Annotated in this window: 27 protein-coding genes; 8 read left to right on the forward strand and 19 right to left on the reverse strand. The window is 68.5% G+C overall.

Going from position 1 to position 20376, the window contains the following annotated elements; all coding sequences use genetic code 11:
• Window positions 1-183 precede the first annotated feature (183 nt).
• The 14 genes from ACZ4M8_RS16635 to ACZ4M8_RS16700 all read right to left on the reverse strand — a co-directional run bounded on the left by ACZ4M8_RS16635 (window position 184) and on the right by ACZ4M8_RS16700 (window position 7246).
• Window positions 184-348, reverse strand: coding sequence for a hypothetical protein (locus ACZ4M8_RS16635; protein WP_467607718.1), 165 nt, complete (start codon window positions 346-348; stop codon window positions 184-186).
• Window positions 349-413: 65 nt separating this feature from the next.
• The gene (locus tag ACZ4M8_RS16640) at window positions 414-1031 is read right to left on the reverse strand and encodes a hypothetical protein (protein WP_467607720.1); all 618 of its coding nucleotides are present in this window, start codon (window positions 1029-1031) and stop codon (window positions 414-416) included.
• 65 nt (window positions 1032-1096) lie between these two features.
• Complete coding sequence (locus ACZ4M8_RS16645) at window positions 1097-1732, reverse strand: hypothetical protein (RefSeq protein ID WP_467607723.1); 636 nt, start codon at window positions 1730-1732, stop codon at window positions 1097-1099.
• Window positions 1729-2559, reverse strand: a complete 831-nt coding sequence (locus tag ACZ4M8_RS16650; protein ID WP_467607725.1) for an endonuclease/exonuclease/phosphatase family protein — start codon at window positions 2557-2559, stop codon at window positions 1729-1731. The genes ACZ4M8_RS16645 and ACZ4M8_RS16650 overlap by 4 nt, the downstream gene beginning before the upstream one ends.
• Before the next feature lie 35 nt (window positions 2560-2594).
• Window positions 2595-2801 (reverse strand): hypothetical protein, encoded by a 207-nt coding sequence (locus tag ACZ4M8_RS16655; protein WP_467607727.1) that lies wholly within the window; start codon window positions 2799-2801, stop codon window positions 2595-2597.
• On the reverse strand, window positions 2798-3151 hold the full coding sequence (locus tag ACZ4M8_RS16660; protein ID WP_467607730.1) for a hypothetical protein: 354 nt from the start codon (window positions 3149-3151) through the stop codon (window positions 2798-2800). Before ACZ4M8_RS16660 ends, ACZ4M8_RS16655 begins: the two co-directional genes overlap by 4 nt.
• 146 nt (window positions 3152-3297) lie before the next feature.
• Window positions 3298-4233, reverse strand: coding sequence for a Scr1 family TA system antitoxin-like transcriptional regulator (locus ACZ4M8_RS16665; protein ID WP_467607733.1), 936 nt, complete (start codon window positions 4231-4233; stop codon window positions 3298-3300).
• A gap of 21 nt (window positions 4234-4254) precedes the next feature.
• Window positions 4255-4434: a hypothetical protein gene (locus tag ACZ4M8_RS16670; RefSeq protein WP_467607734.1), complete on the reverse strand. Its 180-nt coding sequence runs from the start codon at window positions 4432-4434 to the stop codon at window positions 4255-4257.
• Window positions 4435-4487: 53 nt separating this feature from the next.
• Window positions 4488-4850, reverse strand: coding sequence for a hypothetical protein (locus ACZ4M8_RS16675; protein ID WP_467607737.1), 363 nt, complete (start codon window positions 4848-4850; stop codon window positions 4488-4490).
• Entirely contained in the window at window positions 4847-5458 is a 612-nt protein-coding gene (locus tag ACZ4M8_RS16680) for a hypothetical protein (RefSeq protein WP_467607740.1), read from the reverse strand. Before ACZ4M8_RS16680 ends, ACZ4M8_RS16675 begins: the two co-directional genes overlap by 4 nt.
• On the reverse strand, window positions 5455-5655 hold the full coding sequence (locus ACZ4M8_RS16685) for a DUF5999 family protein (protein ID WP_467607742.1): 201 nt from the start codon (window positions 5653-5655) through the stop codon (window positions 5455-5457). Before ACZ4M8_RS16685 ends, ACZ4M8_RS16680 begins: the two co-directional genes overlap by 4 nt.
• Window positions 5656-5684: 29 nt before the next feature.
• The gene (locus ACZ4M8_RS16690; RefSeq protein ID WP_467607744.1) at window positions 5685-6248 is read right to left on the reverse strand and encodes a hypothetical protein; all 564 of its coding nucleotides are present in this window, start codon (window positions 6246-6248) and stop codon (window positions 5685-5687) included.
• A gap of 30 nt (window positions 6249-6278) precedes the next feature.
• Window positions 6279-6698 carry a hypothetical protein gene (locus ACZ4M8_RS16695; RefSeq protein WP_467607746.1) on the reverse strand — a complete coding sequence of 140 codons (420 nt, stop codon included), beginning with the start codon at window positions 6696-6698 and terminating at the stop codon, window positions 6279-6281.
• Window positions 6695-7246, reverse strand: a complete 552-nt coding sequence (locus tag ACZ4M8_RS16700) for a hypothetical protein (RefSeq protein WP_467607748.1) — start codon at window positions 7244-7246, stop codon at window positions 6695-6697. The genes ACZ4M8_RS16695 and ACZ4M8_RS16700 overlap by 4 nt, the downstream gene beginning before the upstream one ends.
• 259 nt (window positions 7247-7505) lie before the next feature.
• Between ACZ4M8_RS16700 and ACZ4M8_RS16705 the strand changes: the two genes are divergently transcribed.
• The 8 genes from ACZ4M8_RS16705 to ACZ4M8_RS16740 all read left to right on the forward strand — a co-directional run bounded on the left by ACZ4M8_RS16705 (window position 7506) and on the right by ACZ4M8_RS16740 (window position 14381).
• Entirely contained in the window at window positions 7506-8855 is a 1350-nt protein-coding gene (locus ACZ4M8_RS16705) for a hypothetical protein (RefSeq protein ID WP_467607751.1), read from the forward strand.
• Between the two features lie 21 nt (window positions 8856-8876).
• The gene (locus tag ACZ4M8_RS16710) at window positions 8877-9437 is read left to right on the forward strand and encodes a GNAT family N-acetyltransferase (protein WP_467607753.1); all 561 of its coding nucleotides are present in this window, start codon (window positions 8877-8879) and stop codon (window positions 9435-9437) included.
• A gap of 244 nt (window positions 9438-9681) precedes the next feature.
• Window positions 9682-10050: a hypothetical protein gene (locus ACZ4M8_RS16715; RefSeq protein ID WP_467607756.1), complete on the forward strand. Its 369-nt coding sequence runs from the start codon at window positions 9682-9684 to the stop codon at window positions 10048-10050.
• Window positions 10040-10471, forward strand: coding sequence for a DUF6093 family protein (locus tag ACZ4M8_RS16720; protein ID WP_467607758.1), 432 nt, complete (start codon window positions 10040-10042; stop codon window positions 10469-10471). The genes ACZ4M8_RS16715 and ACZ4M8_RS16720 overlap by 11 nt, the downstream gene beginning before the upstream one ends.
• Window positions 10471-10944, forward strand: a complete 474-nt coding sequence (locus tag ACZ4M8_RS16725; RefSeq protein ID WP_467607761.1) for an HK97 gp10 family phage protein — start codon at window positions 10471-10473, stop codon at window positions 10942-10944. Before ACZ4M8_RS16720 ends, ACZ4M8_RS16725 begins: the two co-directional genes overlap by 1 nt.
• A 963-nt stretch (window positions 10945-11907) precedes the next feature.
• Window positions 11908-12960, forward strand: a complete 1053-nt coding sequence (locus ACZ4M8_RS16730; protein WP_467607763.1) for a hypothetical protein — start codon at window positions 11908-11910, stop codon at window positions 12958-12960.
• Window positions 12961-12977: 17 nt separating this feature from the next.
• Complete coding sequence (locus ACZ4M8_RS16735) at window positions 12978-13436, forward strand: RNA polymerase sigma factor sigma-70 region 4 domain-containing protein (protein WP_467607765.1); 459 nt, start codon at window positions 12978-12980, stop codon at window positions 13434-13436.
• Between the two features lie 117 nt (window positions 13437-13553).
• Window positions 13554-14381, forward strand: coding sequence for an SAM-dependent methyltransferase (locus tag ACZ4M8_RS16740; RefSeq protein ID WP_467607767.1), 828 nt, complete (start codon window positions 13554-13556; stop codon window positions 14379-14381).
• Between the two features lie 27 nt (window positions 14382-14408).
• Here the strand turns inward: ACZ4M8_RS16740 and ACZ4M8_RS16745 are convergent, their stop codons facing one another.
• From ACZ4M8_RS16745 to asnB, 5 genes are all read right to left on the reverse strand, one after another.
• A complete protein-coding gene (locus ACZ4M8_RS16745) occupies window positions 14409-15329 on the reverse strand; it encodes a helix-turn-helix domain-containing protein (protein WP_467607769.1) in 921 nt (306 codons plus the stop codon).
• Window positions 15330-15429: 100 nt separating this feature from the next.
• Window positions 15430-15669, reverse strand: coding sequence for a DUF397 domain-containing protein (locus tag ACZ4M8_RS16750; protein WP_467607772.1), 240 nt, complete (start codon window positions 15667-15669; stop codon window positions 15430-15432).
• Window positions 15670-16597: 928 nt separating this feature from the next.
• Complete coding sequence (locus ACZ4M8_RS16755) at window positions 16598-17560, reverse strand: pirin family protein (RefSeq protein ID WP_467607775.1); 963 nt, start codon at window positions 17558-17560, stop codon at window positions 16598-16600.
• A gap of 79 nt (window positions 17561-17639) precedes the next feature.
• Complete coding sequence (locus ACZ4M8_RS16760) at window positions 17640-18032, reverse strand: GntR family transcriptional regulator (protein WP_467607778.1); 393 nt, start codon at window positions 18030-18032, stop codon at window positions 17640-17642.
• A 268-nt stretch (window positions 18033-18300) separates the two neighbouring features.
• Window positions 18301-20151, reverse strand: coding sequence for an asparagine synthase (glutamine-hydrolyzing) (asnB, locus tag ACZ4M8_RS16765; protein WP_467607780.1), 1851 nt, complete (start codon window positions 20149-20151; stop codon window positions 18301-18303).
• Window positions 20152-20376 lie beyond the last annotated feature (225 nt).

The raw sequence follows: 20376 nt of genomic DNA on the forward strand, positions 1-20376 counted from the left end.
CAGGCCGCGGCGCGCTCTGGCGCCGGGTTGCGTTGGGGTTGTCCTGCGCCGTGGCGCTGAACACGACGGCGGTGACCGGGCGGTGGGCATGGACTTCCTCGGAACGAGGGATGCGGAGGGCGGGCGGGGTGTCGATGCCGTGGGTGACGGCGGGGGCCGGGGCGCCGTGGCGAGGCGGCGCGGCTACGTCTCGTCGGTGTCCTGGAGCTTTTCGGCGGCGAGCGCGGCGCTGGTGGCGTCGATGCCCTTGAGCGCCAGCTGTTCGAGGTCGACGGTGCCGTCCGGGTTCGTGGGCTCACCTCGTCCCGGGAAAGGCAGGGGGTCGCCGTTGTATCCCATCAAAACCATGGTTTTCCCTTTCGGTGAGAGCGATAGAGGAAGGAAAGTGCGATGCGGGTGCTTGTAGGTTCCTGTCAGCATTTTCCGGAGGATGTCATCGAGATGGTTTTCCAAACTCCGGATTCCCAGTGCATGGCGGCTGTCATGCGGTAAGGGCCCGCAGGGGTGCCTGTGTAGGTTTGGCCGGTGGTGGGATCCATTGCGGAAAGACTGCGGTCGTCGACGCAGTAGCTCAAGTAAGCAGAATTGTTTTCGTCCAGGGTTTCTACGTACGGGTCGTAATACCGGACGGTGCCCACGGGGATGCGGTGGCGGCTTCCTGCTTCGCGAACGACTGTACGCGTGAACTTGGCGGCTGCTTCGCTGTAGTAGTACCGGATCTCCGGCGCGTCGGCCCAGGCTTTCGCGAGGGCCGAGTAGCTGGCGAGGACGGCCCGTTTCCCGTCCAGGAGTACCGGGGCGTCCGGATCATTCTCGGTGGGCCACGAGTTGAATTTCACTGTCAGGCCCGCGAGGGGCATCAGGTGCGGGCCTGAAGGAGATTGTGAGGGGGTGGGTTTCGGCTTATGGCGTTCGGGGCTGGGATTCTCAGAGAGGTGTTGAAGGGCGGCTGAGGTTCCGCACCCCGTCAGCAGGGCAATTCCTGCGGTAAGGACGGCCAGGGAAGGGATGGTGAAGGGTTTTACGGTCATGTCTTTTCTTCTCGAAGGTCGTAAACGTGGGGCGTTCGGCGCCTTGGACGTGCCCGCGTGGCCTGTTAGGCGGTGGGGCTGTGGAGCAGGAGGCGGACGGGGGTGATGCCGTGGAGGGAGACGAGGGCCTGGTGGGCGACGACCCAGCGGGCGTGGGTGCTGCGGTAGCGGACGGGGACGAGGCCGTCGTCGCCCGCGGGACGGAGCACCGGGTCGTAGAGGAGGCCGGCGACGCCCCACGGGCGGACCTCGTCGACAAGCACGGCGGTGTAGGGACGGCGCCGGCGGTGTCGGGCCCCGGCCGCGCGTGGGGCGCATCGGTGGCAGACCGGCGGGACGGCGGTGATGTGTCCCTCGCGCACTGCGGCGGAGCTGAGGAGGAACAGGGCCTGGGTGTCGGAGACGCGTGGCGGGCCGCCGCGGAGGAGGTGGCCGCCGAGGGCGGGGTGGGCGCATACGTGGCACAGCAGGTCGTCCATCGCGCGGCGCTGGCGGTGGGAGTGGACGTGGCCGGTGAGCTGGGGGCTGAGTGCGGTGGTCTGGCGGCGCCAGAGGATGTCGTGCCGGTCGCGGTCGTGCGGCAGCTCGCGGCGGAAGCCGATCCGCGGGTAACCGCGCGGGCATCGGCTGATGGTGACCGGCGGCGTGACGTCGCCTTCCTGGGCCCGCATCACGGTGTACGGGGCCTGCGCCGCGGTCACGGGAGGAGGTTCCGCAGGTCGAGGGCGGCGATGCCGGGGAGGTGGTCGCTCGATGCGCGGGCGATCGTGGTGTCGATGACGGTCCAGTTGGTCAGGGCGGGGGTGAGGGCTTCGGAGAGGAGGACGTAGTCGCTCCGGCGCATCCATTCCTCGGCGCCCGGCCAGTACCCGGTGGTCGGTGCGGTGGGTGTCCCGAGGTGGGCGTGCGGGTCGATGTATCCCGCTACCGACAGGGCGCGGATCGCGCGGCGGTCCGCCTCGCCGTACGCGCCGTCAGGCAGCATCAGACGGTGCCGGGAGTACAGGTGCCAGGGGACGTCGGACCAGTTGCCGGGGCCGGGGTCGTCCGGTCCGATGGTGTTGAGGTCGCCCAGGAGCAGGGTGCGGCGGCCTTCTTCCGCGTACTCCGTCAGCCACCCGGCCTCGGTCAACCGCGCTTCCGGGCTGAACGGGTTGAGGTGGGTGTGCAGGACGGTGATGCGGTGGCGGCCGTCGATTTCCACGAGGGTGCGGCTGGCGGCGTGGTGAAAGCCGCCGCCGATGTCCGGGGTGTGCTCGATGACCTGAACGCGGGGCGTCCGGACGAAGAGGACCAGGTGGCAGCCATGGTTGACCGACCCCGTGAGCAAGGGCTCCATTCCCAGGATGTGGGCCGCGCGGCGCAGCCGGCGTTGGCGGTCGCGGTCCCAGTGCTTCGCCTCCTGGACGCCCAGGATGTCCAGGCCGGCGACGAGGGCGATCTGCCGCTCGAAGCCCTCGTCCGGTGCGCCGCCGTCGCGGATGTTGTAGGTGCCCACGCGCAGAAGCTCGGGCGTGGTCGTCAGCATCATTTCTCCTGTAAGTCGTAGTGGTCGGTGCTGAGTTAGCGGGGAGTGATCCGGTTGCGGAAGGCGGATTCGCCGCGGCGGGCGATGGCCCACAGCCGTGCGGAGGGGCCGTCGTCGTCGGGGGCGTAGCGGCACAGGCGGCAGCGCGAGACGGCGCGTACGGGGCCGGAAACGGAGTCGACGTAGTAGTCCTCGACGGCCGGTTCGCCGCAGGAGCACCGGGGTTCGGACGGCGGTGTCATCGGCATGCACCGTCGTGTCCGGCGAAGAGGACGCATCCGAGAGGGCAGTCGGGCAGGACGAAGAGGCCGTGGTCGGTTCCGGTGGTGGTCCACCGCAGCCACACGCTGCGGTAGACGTCGAGGTAGCGCAGGAGGGAGTAGTGGTCGCCGTCGTGGTGGGGCCATCGCAGACACTGGGTGTGGCAGACGTCGAGGTCGGAGCCGGGGCCGCCCTCTATCGCCTGCGCTGCGGTCACCAGGTCGGCGGGGATAGCGGGGACGGTGTGGCAGCCCGGCATCTCGACCGGGTCGCCGGTCCGGGGAACGCCGTGGTCCTCGGTGGGGCCGTGGTCCACAAGGGTGCGCGCCATCGCCTCGAAAAACCGGGTCCGTGCAGGCCGTTGGGCGGGGCGTCGTCGGCCGGAGAGCACGGTGACCCGGGCCACGGCGGTCCGCAGCCGCGAGCCGGCCGTCGGTCGGCGCTGGGGAATCCAGGGCGGCGGCGGTGGGCGGCGGGTCATGCTCCCACCTCCCCGCCGTGGGCGGCTTCGGCGCGGAAGCGGTCTGCCGCTTCGGCGATGAGCTGGCGGCTCTCTTCTGCGGGGAGGGCTGCGGCCTGGGCCTCGTCCAGGACCGCGGCGAAGGGGCCGCCCTCGTCCGGGCCGGTGTGGTAGACGGCGCCGTGGGACTCTTCGACGAACAACCTCTGCCTGTAGATCACGAGTTCACTGGTGCCGCCCCATTCCCAGATGGGCGGGCCGTCGGGCGGCAGGACGCGCAACCGGGCGCCGTGGTCGATGAGGGCCAGCAGGTGGCGCATCTGCTCCGCCATGACCGCCGCATCCCCGACGGGGAGGGCGAGGGTCTGGTGATCGAGCAGCGTGGTCAGGGAGGCCGCGCGGCGGAGAGGGAGGCCGCGCGGCGCCCGGATGACGGTACTCGGACCGATCGAGACCCGGTCGGCGTAGGCAGAGGTCCGGACGACGGCGGGCAGGAGCCGGGTGGAGTAGGTACGGATGGCGTCGGCCGCCTGCTCGCACCAGGACAGCCGGACACACCACCTGGGGCCGAAGTCGCAGATCATCCGGCCCGTCCATTCGCCGCCGTCCTCGTCGCCTGCGAGGTGGGTGATCTCGCGGGCCTCGGCCGGGTCGACGCCGTAGGCGGCCAGCAGCTTTCGGATGACACGCGGTTCCAAGGGGTACTGCGCCCGCTCCAGCCGGGACACCGTGGAATTGCTCGGCCGACGGTCCGAGGAGGTGGTTCCGTGGGGTTGGGTGCGGGGGTGCAGTGGGGTCGGGCTCGCGGCGTGGAGTGCGGACGGTGCGGTCGCGGCGGCGTCCTTCTGTGTCCCGAACCCCCTGGTGCGGTGGTTGCGGAGCGCGACGGTGGCGACGATGCGGCCGGGGGGCGGTGCGCCGTCGAGAGACGGAGCGGGGGCGGGGGCGGGCACGAGATCTTCTCCAGGCGGGAGTTAGCAGGGGCAGCAGCGGTTGATCGCGACGGTGAGGTCGGACCCTCGGGAGACATCGCCGCGGGCGTGGGCGGCGGCCCGTTCGCGGTCGAGGACCTGGCACCGCGGGCACAGGTCGGCTGCCGGGCAGCGGGGCGGGAGCAGAACCTCGGGCGGCAGCAGGTGCGGGGCCGGGGACATGATCTTTTGCTGTGGTCCGGGGGGAGCAGGCGGGGAGGAGGGGATGCGACGGTTCACCAGGTCTCCGGGTGTTCGGCGGTTTCTACGTGGCCGCCTGGGTGGTCGAGGAACAGCAGGCACGGTTGGTCGGTGCCGGGGCTGGTGGTGGGGCAGTCGTTGTGGGGTTCGAGCCAGCAGGTCTGCTCGCGGCCTTCGCCGGTCCACCGGAGCCAGAGGCCGTCGTGGGCGTCGGGCAGCTCGGTCACGCAGTACGCGTGGGCGGTATCGGGCGGGTGGCCGACGGCCAGGAGGCAGAACCCGCTGGTCCACAGCGCCGCGCTCGACGTGACGTCCCTTCGGCTGAGGTACAGCTCGTCGTCCACGGCTTCGGCGGGCGGCCCGGCCGCCGAGCAGTAGACCACCGGCATCGTCGTCACCACGCCTCCGCGAGGCCGGTGCTGCCGCCCAGCTCCACGACGCTGTACCGGATCAGTTCGCGGACGAGCAGCCGCGCGAGAGTCCAGCGGGCTTCGTAGGTTCCGTAGGCCACGGGCTCGTCGGTCTCGTCGTTCGGCGGGAGCTGCTGGATGCGGTGTCCGGCCCAGCGGTAGCGGGTGCCGATGACGCCGTGGAGGTGGTGGCGGGTGACGAGAAGCGCGGTGTGGCCGTGCTGGAGGGCGGCGGACTCCCGCGCGGCGGTGGGAGCGTGGGCCAGGCACACCGGCGGCAGCACCGTCCGCACCGGCCCCCGCACGTCCACGCCGGCGGGGGCGAGGAACAGCGTCCCGGCCCCGAGCCGGGGGTGGTGGGTGCTGCGGACGGGCCGGGCGGGCATCGCGCACAGGGCGCACGTCAGGTAGAGCATCGACTGGCGCTGTCCGCCCGGGGCGGTGCGGTCCCACAGGACGTCGCGCAGATTCCGGTCGCCGGGGTGCTCGGTGACGTAGCTGAGGCGGAAGTGGCCCGCGGGTCCGCGGCGGACGCACAGCGGCGGTCCATCATGTTCCCCGGCCGTCGGAGCGAGAAGCAGCTCGGCGGTGGTCATGCGGCGACCGCCACTCCGGCCGGCGGGCGGCGAGGGCCGATGGCCTGGCCGTCCGGCAGCAGTTCGCCGGTGTCGTCGAAGAGGAGAACGCCGTTGCACAGCAGGCTCCACCCCTGTTCAAGGCGTACGGCGGTGGGGTGTGCGGCGTCGCGGTCGGTGGCGTCGGCGGAGGGGCACGGCGGAGTATGGGTGCACATGATCGATAACTCCGTGTAGGCGGGGTGGTTCAGGGGCGGGTGCTGTCCTGCGGCGTGCGGTGGTTCAGGGCGTCGGTGAGCCGACGGGCGGCCTCGGCAGGCATCGGGAGGAACTGGAGCCGGGCGTCCCGGTCGCAGGCGACGCAGTACGGGTGGAGATCGCCGTGGAGGCGGTGCCCGATCGCGGCCTGACTGGCTTCTTCGAGGGCGCGGCAGACCTTCTCGCTCCCCTCCCAGCCCGGCGTTTCGGCGCCGGACAGGTCGGGGTGCGGTGTGCCGCCCAGGGCGGCGGTCAGCGCGTCGACCTGTGGCATGGAGTAGGAGCCCAGGAGGATGCGGCCGTGCTCGGCGGTGGGTGTCACATGGATGCCGTGGGCCGCCAGCGCCTGACGCAGCTCGGTGACGACCGGGAGGAGGTCGGGGTGCAGCCGCTCCGCGATCGCCTCGATCTGGCCCCCGGAGAGGTGGCGCACGGTGAGGACGCCGGACGGGGTGATGGACACCTCCTGCGGATCGATGCCCGCGGCTCGCAGGCCGGCCATCAGGGCGTTCGCGGTGTAGGGCGGGTAAATCTCGTCGCGGTCTTCGGACATGTCAAAGTCCTTTCAAGGAAGGCAAGTTGGTCAGGGGTGGAGGAGGAGAAGGGAGGGCGCGGCTTCGGGGGCGCTGAGGTGTGGCCGCGGGAGGGGCGCGGGGTACTGGCAGGTCAGGGGCAGGAGGGCCCTGACGGGAGCGGCGCTCCAGGACCAGCGGCCCGACGGCGTCGTCACGGTGAAGACCACGGGGCTCCCCAGCCAGAGGCCGGCTGTGGCCCGGCGGGCGGCACGGTGATCACCCAGCCATGCCCACGCGACGCCGAACCCGGCGGTATCCAGGTCGAGGAGGCAGTCGCGGATGGAATCCCGCAGCCACTCCATCGCCACCTCGGGACCCGCCGCGATGACGCTGTGCGACACCGGCCCGTCGGCGCCGAGGACGACCGGCGCGCCGTTCGCGTCGGTGCGGTCCAGATGCGCCCAGTACCCGGACGGCGGCGGGGTCACGCACACCACAACTCTCGATCCCGGAGCTGCGGTTCGAACGTCGGCAACGGCCCGGTGTCGCCCGGATCGAGCCGGTCGATCAGCTCCTGGGCCGCCATCGCCATCCGACGCACCTGCACCGCATCCGCGCTCGCGGCAGCGGCAGGGCCGGTGCGCAGCCGGTCGGCACGGTCGATCGCCGTGACGAACTCCGGCGACGTGCAACGGTGCGCGGCGCGGGCCCGGTTTACGAGTTGCCCCAGCAGACGGTCCAGCCGCTCCGCACGTGGCCCCGGCTCCGAACCGAGGTCCGGCTCCTGAACGACAGGGATGCTCCGGCGACGCATCAGCCCCGGGGGTCGATGGCTCCCGGCGATCCCCTCCGGGCCAGCCGTCGCACCGAGTACGGCGTCGAGGTCGTCGTCAAACTCAGACAGGTACGAGTCGTGAACGCCAGCCAGGACTCGCCACATCATCGCCTCGCTGGCATCGAAATTCGCCCAGATTGCTGGAACGCAGGAAGGGGAGTCATGTGCAGCGGTGGATGATCGCTTGTTCTGGGGCGTCACTTCGGCTCCCTGGGTCCACGGACGGGGCTCGGCTGAGCACTCTCTGTCAGGAGTGCTACGAGCTTGCTGGCCCTGTGCGCGACGGATCCACCCCCATTCCCACCTCGGAGGTGTAGACACAGGGTGAACGGCTACATCGCGTTCTCCTCGGAGTTTCCTCGGTTCCCGTAACGTCACCCGAATCGCGGGAGGTTGAAGCTGTCGAGGTCCTAACGTCTGCTGCGAAGGCGTGCTCGATGTACGGGAAGCGAGGAAGCCAGTGCGTACGTTGCTCCGGTACCTGATCGATCAGCGTGAGCTCAGTGACTACGAGGCGTTCAAGCGGTGTTTCCAGGATGCTGCTCGGAAGTTGTCGAAGGATGAAGAGAACCCGTCGCTGGCGGGCCTTTCGCCTGCTCGGGCCACTTTCGAAGCCTGGTATTACGGAAAGCGTCGGCCTCAACCAGATGCTCGGCGCGTGCTGTTGAGCATGTTCGGGTACAACACCGAACAGCTGTGGATGCATGTGGCGGAGGAGGGATCTTCCATCGATGCCCCGGCTATCAGCGCGTCTTCGAACGACGGCCATGCCGAACCCGGCATGGGCCTGCCCGAGATGAGAAGGACAGGTGCAATGGCTGCACGACGAGCTATGGACTTCGCGCTTGGAGCGGAGCGGGAACAAGTCGGTGAAGAGGCTCTCGGATTCCTCAGCGATGAGGTGCACCGCATTGTCGAGGTGTACCCGCGTGCACCGCTGTCGCAGGTGTGGGAGGACTTGGCCCGCGCGCAGGACGATGCATTCCGTCTTCTTGAAGGCGGACGTACACGACCTTCGCAGACCCGTGACCTCAACTTCATGGCCACGGTGCTGTCCTTCCTCATGGCGAAGGGCTCCCATGACATGGGGGATGCGAAGGTCGCGATGCAGCAGGCGCGTGTCGCGGGTTTCTGCGCTAAGGCAACGGAACATATGGGGCTGATGGCCCTCGTCGATGGACTGAAGTCACTGATCGCGTACTGGGCAAACCGTCCGGAAGATGCTCTTCACTACGCGCGGCAGGGGGCGGCCAACGCCCAGGGAGTTCGTGGCACCGTCAGCGTGTGGCTACCCGGCTTGGAGGCGCGGGCAGCGGCCCTGCTTGGTGACGAGCAATCGGTGAGGTCTGCAATCCATCGATCTGAGGATCTTCGGGAACTTGTTGTCCCCGACGACCTCGATGCATTGGGCGGGCTTCTCACCTACCCCGAGATCAAGCAGCTCTACTACATGGTCGAATCGGAAGTCCTGCTCGGGCGCGGGGGACCGGAACTCGCCGAGCGCGCCGAGCGTGCGGTCAGTGGGTTCCGGGACACGAACAACCCTGACTGGGCCTTCGGAGATGAGGCTGGTGCGCGTTGCAACCTGGCGCTGGTCCGCCTCTATGGGGGGGATCTCGACGGGGTGGCTGAGGCGGTGCGTCCGGTTCTCGACCTAGCGCCCAGCCACAGGAACAACGGCATCGTGGTCTCTGCTGAGCGGATTCGCGAGGGGCTTAGCCGTGGTCCGGTGCGATCGGCAAGGCTGGCCGACGAACTGCGTACCGAGATCGCGAACTACGAACCAGCCCGGCCCGCGCTTCCGCGCTAGATAGGGGTAGGGTCTCTGCCCATGTATCCGGTCAGCCGTTGCGGTAGTCGTGTGGAGCTGCGAGAACTCGTGGCTCATGACGTTGATGCGGTGTACGCGATCTATGGAAGCGATGAGGCCACGGAGCACCTCTCGTTCGAGCCACGTTCACTGGAAGAGACTGGTGGCATCGTGGCTCGCTCCATCGCGTCAGCTGCGAACTCCCCGCGCGATGAATACGCGCTTGCTGTAATCGAGCGGGCCAGTGACGAGCTGATCGGATTCATTCGGCTGGCTAATGACCCACACCAGCAGAGGGCAGCAACCTTCGGTATTGCGATTAACCCGAAATGCCGGGGATTGTATTACGGTCGAGAGGCTGTGCGTCTCCTTTTTGAATTTGGGTTCACTGATCTAGGGATGCATCGCATCTGGGGTGCAAGGTCGCCGATTAACTCTGCATCAGCTCGTATGATGGACGAACTCGGAATGGTTGAAGAGGGTAGGATTCGCGAGCACATCTGCAAGGCGGGGAAGTGGCGTGACTCCGTAGTTCATGGAATTCTCGAATCCGAGTGGCGCGGCATGAACGCTTTCGTGTGAGCCAGGGTGGCGCGGAGATTTTCCGAGCATCATCCTCAACAGCATGATGTACCGGTCCGCTCAGTGTGCACGGAGATGCTCCGAAGGCTCAGCAGCGTGCCCGCGCCGCCGAACAGTCCGCTCCGCGTGCGCGGAGATGTTCCGCGGTAGGTGGTGTTGAGCGAGATCGAGGTGCAGTTCGCTCCGCGTGCGCGGAGGCGCGCTGGCTGAGGTGGTGTCCGACGCCGTTTCTAGGGTCGGTGAGATGGATACCACCAGCGCATTGCACCGCGTCAGGATCGGTGCCCGGCGTGAGCACGCCGAGATCGAGATCGACGGCGTCCCGGTCGCTCCGGGCGCCGTCGAGGCGTACACCGTCACCCAAGTCGCGGACTCTCCCGCGCAGATCGTTCTTCACGTCACCGATCAGCAGGATGCCCAGTGGTCCGGCGTCGCCCGGGTCGCGGTGACCGAGACCGCGTCGCCGGGGCCGGCTGCCGCGGTGTTCCTCGACGCCATCGACCCCGAACTCCTCGAACAGGCCGCGCTCGCCCGTCCGGACCTCGGCACCGAGCCGCACGCGGTGACGCGAGCGATCCTCACCCAGCTGGGGGAGTGGGCCCGTGGCCTTTGACGTCGAAGGCGCCCGCCGCGTCGTCGGCCGTGTGCTGGACGACGAGTTGGAGGTGTGGCGGGACGGCGCTGGCCGTGCGGACGACGTGCTGGACGAGACCACCGGCCGGCTCGTACCGCCCGCGGGGGACGAGGTGCTGGTGTGGGCCGGGCTTGGCGCGGTGATGCCGCTCGGCCGCCCCGCCCTCACCCCACCCCTCGCCGGAGCCACCGCCGCCCAGCCGCCGACCACCGACTACCAAGCCGTCCTCCCCATCGCCGCCCCGCCGCTGCGCCGCGATGACGTGGTCCGCGTCGCCGGGTCGGTCCGCCCCGGCGGGCCCCGGGATGCGGCTCTGGTCGGCCGCCGGTTCCGGGTCGCCGACGAGACGGTGGGCACCTTCACGGTGGTGCGGATCGTCCGCGTGCAGGTGATCGACTGATGCCGTCGCAGAGCCAGAACCCGCACCCCAACGCCCACCCGGACGCTGCCGCGTTCCGGGACCCGATCGCCCTGGCCGCCACCCTGGCCCGGATGGGCCCGGCCGTCCGCGCCCGCACCCGGGCCACCGTCCGGCATCACGCGATGCTGCTGCGCGTCCGCATCCAGCGCAACGCCAGCGGCCGTCCCGGCCCGAACGTCATCACCGGCCACTACCGGGCGTCGCGGGACGTGCGGATACGTACCGGCGGCGGGCAGGTCACCGCCGAGGTGTTCTCCAACGCCCCGCAGGCGCGCCGCCTGGAGTACGGCTTCGTCGGCGCCGACAGCCTCGGCGGTCACCACCGGCACCATCACGGTGTGACCGCCTCGATACATCGCCCGGTGAGAGCCACCAAGGATCCCCATCATCACTGCCGTTCTCCACGACGCTTCGTTCACTCGCATGGCGGGGGGGGCCAATCGTGCGGGTGAGTTGACCAGACCGACGTCGCGCTCCTGCTCAGGGTTGACCACTGCGAAGGGCTCGTCCAGAGGACCAGAGGCCCTCGCCAGCACTCAAGGGTTCCCCGAAAAGACGGCGCCATGAAGCGGAGGACACCCCGGTTACCGCCCACTGGACGTTCACCTCCAACGCCCAACCCACCCATTATTCGCTATAGTTAATTTGCATATTTTGCATGGCGCGCGCAATCAAAATCACTCGCACGAGTTGTTCGCTGAACGGCCATGCGAACAGCGTGAGCGATCACCCCCGATCACCCCACTTTTCCGATTGGCCACCTTGGTAGTGGAATGTGCTCGGTAGTCGATTCCCGACAGTCGCATTCGCGCCCAGTTGTTCAGAATCGCTTCAATCTGAGAGGAATTCGAGCGCCATGCGCTCATCGCCCAGTATCGGGCGGGCGGCGGGGCGTGTGAGGAGTACGCCAGCCTCATTCGCACCAGGAGCACCCGTGCAAGTAGGTGCGAACGCACCGTAAAGGCGTACCAACTGGCTGTAGGCTCATGGGTCACACGCCCCAAAAGGCCACGGCGTGTGGGTCATGGCGCGACCCCGGGGGTAGGGCCCCGGGGCCGCGTGGACCGGCCACTACCAAGATTGGAAGCAGCTATGTCCATGAGGAAGGACTGCGGTACGCGTCGAACCGGCACCGCGGCACTCCACAGGCTGAGTATGCCTGCTGCACCGCAGGCAGAAACCATCGGCTCCCGCGTTTCAGCCCTGATCGTGATCTTGATTCTCACCGTGTGTGTGATCACCGGCACCTCTGTGCCAACGCACACGGCTGATCTCCTCTCCGCTGCACTGCCCGTGCTGTGCGGATGTTCCTGGTTCAGCTACCGGCGTCACTGCCGCCGTTGACCGTGGCCCGGGGGGCGGAGCCTCCGCCCCCCGGGCTTTCCACCAGGACGCACTCATTAAGGGGATAGATCATGATGTCCAAGCTCGCGCGCGATCGGTGCGCCTGCTGCGGAAACGAGATCCCGCCGGAGCCCGGCCGCTCCGGGCGGCCGAGGGATTACTGCGACCCGACATGCCGACGGCGAGCACAGCGCCTCCGCGACCGCCAGAAGCTGACAACGCCTGCGGAGGCGGGGCAGCAGCGTCTCAGCCCGCCGATTGCTGAATCTGTCTATGCCGCCGCCGGCATCCTCGCCGCGACGGCACAGCGCAAGGCTTCGCTGGGGTTACTGCTCGAACAGGCGGAGTTCGTGAAGACGGAACTCGCCACCTTCGTCGCCGCCGCGGTACGCGATGAAAGAAACGAGGGGGTCCCATGGGAGGCAATCGCCACGGACGCGGGCACCAGCGTGGCGTCGGCACGGACCCGCTGGACGGCCCTCAAGCTAGAAAAATTGCTCGCCCTGCGCAAGCCTCCGGCCCTCACGCCACCTCCTGAGGCCTCCGGCCCCGAGTATGCGATCGGACCTGTCCCGGCGGCGTCGCCGGCTCCCCAACTAGCGCCCGAAGCGCTGGGCAACGCCCTGACGACGCTACAGATTCGCCAGGATCTTCCGCTGGCCGACATCGCCGCCGAGGCCGAGATGGCAGACGACGACGTCGAGTCCCTTCTGAAGGGGGAACGCACGGCGAGCTGGGCGGTCACATGCATGCTCACCGAGATCCTCCTCAGCGAGCCGCACGATGCCCGTGCGGTCCGGTACATCTGGGAGGCCGTGACCGGTCATCCGCGGTCGGTACCGGAGACCGTCGACGCCGCCCAAAGGCGCCTTCGTGATGCGTTGAGGGGCCTGCGTCTCACCGTTGGCGGCCCTTCCGACACCGAGATCAGCCGCCGGTGCGCGCTACCCACCGCCCTGGTTCACCGCCTCCTGAACGGCGGCCGGCCGGAGAACTGGGAGCAACTGGCTGCGGTGACCGTCGGCATGGCGGTCCATCACAGCTGGATTCGCCCGCACTGGGACGACCTCCAACGGACCCTCGCCGACGGCGAGGCCCTCCGCAACGACCGGGCCGGCTCGTGACGCGTCCCCGGCCACGCATGGCCATCACCCCGCCACGTCGTCCGCCGCTGGAGTTCGAGGCGTTCTGCCAACTCCATCAGCGTCCCTACCTCCTCTACGCACAAGCCCGCTCCGGTAGTGAGGGGTGCGCCCGCTCGACGGTGGAACGCGCATTGGACGAGTTGTCCCTCCGCTGGCGCACCGCTCTGCAGAGTCCGTGCCTGCCCGCGCGGGCGTGGGAACTGCTCTCTGCGGCCGCCGCCGTGCACGACCCGTGTCGACAGGAACGCCGTTGGTGCACCACCGTGTATGACCTCCTGCCCGATGAGCAGGCCGATGTGATCGTCCTGCGTCACGGGGTGAACCTGAACGTCGGGCAGATGGCCACCCTCATGGGCGCCGACCCCTCCGCCGTACGCATCCGCCTCCGTGCCGCCGAAGCCACTCTCCGCCGACGTCGGCCGAAGATGCGGACCTCGCCGTTTCTCTCCCTCTAGCCGGTACGTTGCACCACCCACTGAATTACACCCGACCGTGGGATAACACACCATCAACTGCCCTTCTACACTGGCCTCTTCAGTGTTTCAGTACCTCCACCTGGGGCAGGAGGGCACATGTTCGAGGGAGAGAAACCCCGAACACCGTCCATCAACATGAACATGCCAACAGCGGCCAGGATGTACGACTGGCTGCTGGGCGGCGTCGACAACTACGACGTTGACAAGGAGGCTTGCCGCCGGCTGCTGGACATCGCGCCCAGCAGCCAATTACTCGCCCGCAACAACCGGAGTTTCCTGCAGCGCGTCGTCCGCATCCTGGCCGACGACTTCGGAATAGACCAGTTCCTCGACCACGGGTCCGGACTGCCGACGCAGGACAACGTCCACCAGATCGCGCAGCGCATCAACCCTGACGCCAAGGTCGTCTACGTCGACAACGACCCCGCCGTTCTCGCTCACGCTCGGACCCGACTCCTACGCAACAGCAACACCCGGGTACTGCAGGCCGACATGCGCGACACGGAGGAGATCCTCGCTGCGGCAGCCGACGACAGCTTCCTTAACTTCGGCAAGAAGGTCGCAGTCCTTTTCGTTTCCGTTCTGCACTGCCTACCCGACACCAACGACGACCGCACCCCGGCAGCCCTCATCCGCAAGATCACGCAGGCCCTCACCCCCGGCAGCATCATCGTGATCTGCCAGCTTGTCAGCGACCGCGTCGAGGTTCGTGACGGCGTGACCGAACTGATGCGGCAGGCGACCGGTGGCCAATGGGGCCGCGTCCGGGAACGAGGCGAAGTGCGCGCCTATTTCGACGGGTTGAAAATCCTGCCGCCCGGACTGTGTGATGTCGTCGACTGGCGACCTACTGCAGCACCGCCACCGCAGCGCCTTCGCCCCACCGACTGGGTCGAGTGGGGAGGCGTCGGCGAAGTCCTTTGACCACAGGGCCCTGGAAGAGCAGAAGCTCTAGAGGTGCTTCGCATACTCGTCACGCATCGCTTCAATCCGCGAGCGGCTCGCCGCCCAACCGGTCTGGGTCGACATCAAGTTCTCCAGCACCAACATGTGCTCCTTGATCTCGGGAGCCCTGGTGATGTAATTGGCGCTCTTTAGAATTTCCACGTAAACCAGCTCCGCCGGCCCACCGTCTGCGAAGCGCAGATGAGTGATCGGGTAAGGAGGGCTCGCCAAGGCTCCGACAAGGAAAGGAACGATGCCGATGCTGATATTCAGCCCTTCGTCGTCCCCAAGATCCAGAAGGTGGTTCAGCTGGTCATACATCACGCGAACACCACCGACCGGCCGCCGCAGTACGCCCTCGTCGATGAGTGCCACCACCTCCGGGGCCGGGTCCCGGAGAATCACCTGGCGCTTCTCGCGCAGATCGGCAAGGCGGTCGATGTCGGCATCACTGTGGGTGGGAAGTCCTGCACGCAGCAATGTCTTCGCATAGGGGCGTATCTGGAGTAGGCCGGGCACAACCTGGTTCTCGTAGGTCATGATCCGGTTCGCCTGCCCCTCCAGCGCGATCAGACGACGGAAATAGTCGGTTGTCACGTCGGCGTACTGCTCGTACCACTCACTGTTCTGCGACTGCTGGTAGAGCACTTCAAGCTCGGCTTTCTCAGCCGACGTTGCAGCGTAGTGCGAGGCCAAGGCCATGACGTCTTGATATTTCGCCGGGCTCCTGGCCAATTCAATCCGGCTGATCTTCGAAACTGAAGCACCGATGATCGGCGCAACATCCTTCAAGCCAAGGCCACGCCTCGCGCGCAAGGCCCGCAACTTCTCACCCAGCAGACGGGCCGCCGCAGCATTCGTGCATTCACGAGCTGCGGACATGGTGCTCGCCGCCTCTTCTTGCTCCAGTTTACGAACAGCGGACACGCAGGCTCCAGTTAGGGACCGACCAGTTACCTGGGCAGTATCCCAGAAAGAGACCCGCGTGTCCGCCAGTCAGGCTACACCTCTCAGTTCAGTCGGATGATCACATCGCAGAATCGACCAAGTGGTCGAATTCTGCGCACTTAACTCCGGCGATGAACGCCTTCATCTCGTCCGCCGTGAAAAGAAGGGCCGGACCCGAAGGGAAACGGGAGTTACGGAAGGCCACATCGCCGCCGGGCAGACCCGTCACCTCCACACAGTTCTCCGTCTTACTCGCCGCACTCTTGAACCACCGAGCATCAGCGATCTTGCTGGCCGATACCCCGTTACCAAGTTCCACTCTTCTTCCCCTCACTTCGCGTCACACCATCCGCGCCCCCTGCAGCTCACAGAGCTTTCGCATATGCAATTGCATGGTGAGCGCCAATGCAAATGGTAGGCAGACGAGTCGATCACCGAAGTCCCTCGGAAGGGTGGAATCCCTCAAACCCACACCGCTTATCTGATAAGCAGTGTGAGTGGCGACGATCAACGCTGCTTACCCGTCCCCGGGCACCGCACCATCGTCGATCTCGTCGGGAGGCTAGGCGGCCCGCACTAGCTCGACACACTGGTGTCTCTGCGACACGGAAGAAGTATTCAGCAGCCCGATCGGCTACCGAAGGAGGCGAGGACACGCGTGCCGGTCAAACCGATCAGCACCGCAGACTCAGCCGCAACCCGAACCGAGCGCGCGGTAACGAAATATCGGGGGCACTGACGACCTGGGGATAACCACCACTAGCGCGAGGAGACGAAGAGTGAAATCCGCGGAAGATGAGCTGGTGGTGCCACGTTGCTGCTCCACAGAACGGCAACACCGCTGAAGGCAGCCACAAAAGGTGACCCTTGAGCAGCAACGTGACGACTGTGGAAAGCCCACAGTCAACTGCGTACCGACCGTGTCCCACGGCACACGCTACGGCCGCACTACTGAGGACGCAGATCGCCTCCTCACCTCTGCGCCCTCAGCACCTCCTCCCGACCGCCGTGCCATACCCCTTCTCCGCTTGGTCAGCTCGCCCCACAGAGACCTGACGCAGCGTCAATAAAGTCAGCATGGGGTCAGCATCCGGACTGGCACAAACAATTACACGTGAGCACACCCTGGAGAACCGCAAGGGATCAATGCGCCGCCTCGGGGGCCATCCCATCTCTGGCACGACGGTGGGTGACGCTCGCGTGGTTCCTCTGTCATCTGTCTGCTCCCCGAGACGTGAATTCGCAGCTCAGCGCGCCCTCCCCCGCGGCTTCAGCGGTACGCCCGGCAGCGTCGGCGCGGGCAGCGGGGGGCCGTCATAGCCGTGGACGGTGCCGAAGCGGTCGCCGTTCACCCAGTCGGCGCGGGCCTGTGCGATATCCTCGTGCGACCGCCCGATGAAGTTCCACCACATGACGAGGTGTTCCTCGAAGGGTTCGCCGCCGAGGAGGAGCAGGGCGCAGTCGGTGGGGGCGCGGAGCGGGAGTTCGGTGCGGCCGCAGCCGAGATAGAGGAGGGAGCCGGGGGCGAGGCGGACGCCGTCGACCTCGCTCTCGCCGGAGATGGTCAAGGCGGCGTACTCGAAGTCCGGGTCGACCGGCAGCCGGGTGTCGGTCCCGGCGGTGAGGGCGAGGTCGGCGCCGACGAGCGGGGAGTACGTGGTGCCGGGCGAGGCGGCGCCGGCCAGTTCGCCGAGGATGACGGTGGCGGTGAGGCCGCCGGCCCCGGTGAGGACGGGCAGATCGCCGTGGTGCTCGAACGACGGCTCGGTGTGGCGGTGTTCGCCGGGCAGCGCGACCCACAGCTGCGCGCCGTGCAGCAGCCGGCTGTGGTCGCGCGGCGATTCCTCGGAGTGCGCGATGGCCCGGCCCGAGGTCATCAGGCCCAGTTCGCGCGGGCGGACGGTCTGGAGGCTGCCCAGGCTGTCGCGGTGCAGCACCTCCCCGTCGTGCAGCCAGCTGACGGTCTGCAGACCCATGTGCGGGTGCGGCGCCACCTGCATACCGGGCTCACCGGCGATGTCGTCGGGACCGTAGTGGTCGACGAAGCACCAGGCGCCGACCATCCGGCGGCCGAGGTTGGGCAGCAGCCGGCGCACCAGCGTGGACTCGCCGAGCGGCACCTGCTTGCCGGGCTGGACGTCGCGGACCGGCCCGGTGCGGCCGTTGCCCCCGCAGCGTTTGGTGACGGGTTTGAGATCGAGGTTGCTCATGCCGTCACGATAGGCCGGGCCCGCCGCGGGATTCGGGCAGCCGTACGGGCGGGCATGTCCGGGTGGGCGGCGCCCCGGGTCAGCCGCCGGTGCCGTACGCGGCGCGGAGCGCGTCACGGACGGCGGCGAGGGCGGCGTCGTGGTCCAGGCCGAGGCGGTGGGCGCGGCGGGCGTAGTCGGCGGCGGCGGTGGCGGCCTCCTTCCCTGCGGCGTCGCCCGCCGCGGCGATGAAGCTGCCGTTGCGGCCGCGGGTCTCGATCACCCCGTCGGTCTCCAGCGCGCGGTACGCCTTGGCGACGGTGTTGGCGGCGAGGCCCAGGTCACCGGCGAGTGCGCGGACGGTGGGGAGCCGGAACCCCACGGGCAGCTCCCCGGACCTGGCCCGCTCGGCGATGGTGGCGCGGACCTGCTCGAACGGGGCGTCGGCGGACCGGGGGTCGAGGCTGATCCGGAGGTGCTGCGGCGAGGTCACGGCGGGCGCTCCTGGGGTGCGGGGGGCGGCCCGGGGGGCCGGGACGCGTTTGTCGCACCCATTGTGCGGCAGGGCGGACCGGGAGCCCGGGGCGGTCCCCGCCGGTCCGCGCCGGTCCGCGGCGGCGGCCCCGCCCGGCGTCCCGCCACGGCGGTCCGGCCGGGGCACGCCGCCGAGCCCGGTGCCCCGGCGGGACGGTGGCCCGCCCGGGTCGACGCGGCCGGTGGCCCGCCCCGGGGCGCGGTGGTGCTCCCCGGGGCGGTCCGGCTCACAGGTCCAGCGTGGTGCCCGTGGTGCGGAGCCAGGCGTTGAGGCCGAGGACCAGTTCGGCGCCGGGACGGATGTCCTCGGTGGCGCCCTCGGCGGTGGCCTCCTTGACGATGGCGGAGTCCAGCAGCGGCTTGACCGGGGCGTTCCGGTCGGCGGTGACCTCCCGCAGTTCGTTGCGGAGCGCCTCGTTGTACCCCGGGTCCTGGATGCTGGGGTACGGGCTCTTGACCCGGTCGGCGACGGAGGCGGGCAGCACGTCGCGGACGGCGGCGCGCAGCAGCGACTTCTCACGGCCGTCGAACGTCTTCATCGACCAGGGGGTGTTGAAGACGTACTCGACGAGGCGGTGGTCGCAGAACGGGACACGGACCTCCAGGCCGACGGCCATCGAGGCGCGGTCCTTGCGGTCGAGGAGGATCTGCACGAAGCGGGTCAGGTGCAGATAGCTGACCTCGCGCATCCGCCGCTGGAGCCCGGTGTCGCTGTCGAGGTAGGGGACCTCGGCCAGCGCCTCGCGGTAGCGGCGGTCCTCGTAGCCCTTGAGGTCGAGGCGTTCCAGGAGCCCGCGGTCGAGGAGCGCCTCGCGGACGGCGTTGCCGCCGGCGAAGCGGCCCGAGACGCCGGCGGCGATCCAGGGGAAGGTGTCGGCGTGGACGGCCTCGGGGTCGTGGAACCAGCGGTAGCCGCCGAAGATCTCGTCGGCCGATTCACCGGAGAGCGCGACCGTCGACTGTTCGCGTACCGCCTTGAATAGGAGGTAGAGCGAGGTGTCGCCGTCGCCGAAGCCGTTGGGCAGGTCGCGGGCGGCGAGGACGGCGGCGCGGTGGGCGGGGTCCATCAGCGCGGCGGTGTCCAGCACGATGTCGTGGTGGTCGGAGGCGACGTGCTCGGCGAGGGCGTGGGCGTACGGGCCGTCGGGGGTGCCGCGCAGGTCGTCGGGGGTGAAGTTCTCGGTGTAGCCGGCGAAGTCGACGGCGAAGGAGCGGACCGGGCCGTTGCCCTGTCCGGCCAGCGCACCGGCGGCGAGCGCGGTGATCGCGGAGGAGTCGAGGCCGCCGGAGAGCAGGGAGCACAGCGGGACGTCGGCGATGAGCTGACGGGCGACGATGTCGTCCAGCAGACCGCGGATGTGCGCGACGGTGGTGTCGAGGTCGTCGGTGTGCTCGCGCGCCTGAAGGGCCCAGTAGCAGCGGGTGGTCAGACCGTCGCGGGTGACGCGGACGGTGTGGCCGGGGCGGACCTCGTACATGTCCTTGAAGACGCCGTGGCCGGGGGTCTTGGTGAAAGTGATCAGTTCGGCGAGGCCCTCGGCATCGACGGCGGGCCGCACCTCGGGGTGGGCGTTGATCGCCTTGGGCTCGGAGCCGAAGAGCACACCGTGCGGGGTGGGCCGGTAGTAAAGGGGCTTGATACCCATCCGGTCACGGACCAGGAGGAGTTCCTCGGTCCGCGGGTCCCAGAGCGCGAAGGCGTACATCCCGTTGAGGCGCTCGGTGAACGCCTCGCCCCACTCCAGGTAGGCGTGGAGCACGACCTCGGTGTCGCTCTGCGTCCGGAAGGAGTGCCCCAGACCCTCCAACTCGGCTTTCAGTTCACGGTAGTTGTAGACCTCGCCGCTGTACGTGGTGACCAGCAGGGTGCGGCCGTCGTGCTCGACGGACATCGGCTGTTTGCCGCCGTCGATGTCGATGACGGCGAGGCGGCGGTGGCCGAACGCGGCATGGGTACCGAGCCAGATCCCGGCGGCGTCCGGTCCGCGGCAGGCCATCGTCTCGGTCATGGCTTCAAGGGTGGGACGCTCGGCGGTGAGGTCACGGTCGTAGGAGATCCATCCGGTGATTCCACACATCTCGCGGCTCCTTAAGAGGAAGCGGGCCGCCGCATTTGCGGCAGCCGACCACGTTGATCACGGTACGCCGGGGTAGCTGTAGCAACCACCTATGCAGGTTCCGGACTGTTCCGAACGAGCCAGGACCGCCGTCCGGTTCCGGGGCGTCCCCCGGCCACGGTATGGCCGTAACCCGGCGCCCGCCGCCTCGTACGGCCCCGGCCCCCCGCCCCTACGACGCGGCGG

Source organism: Streptomyces sp. NPDC027185, from assembly GCF_055567035.1.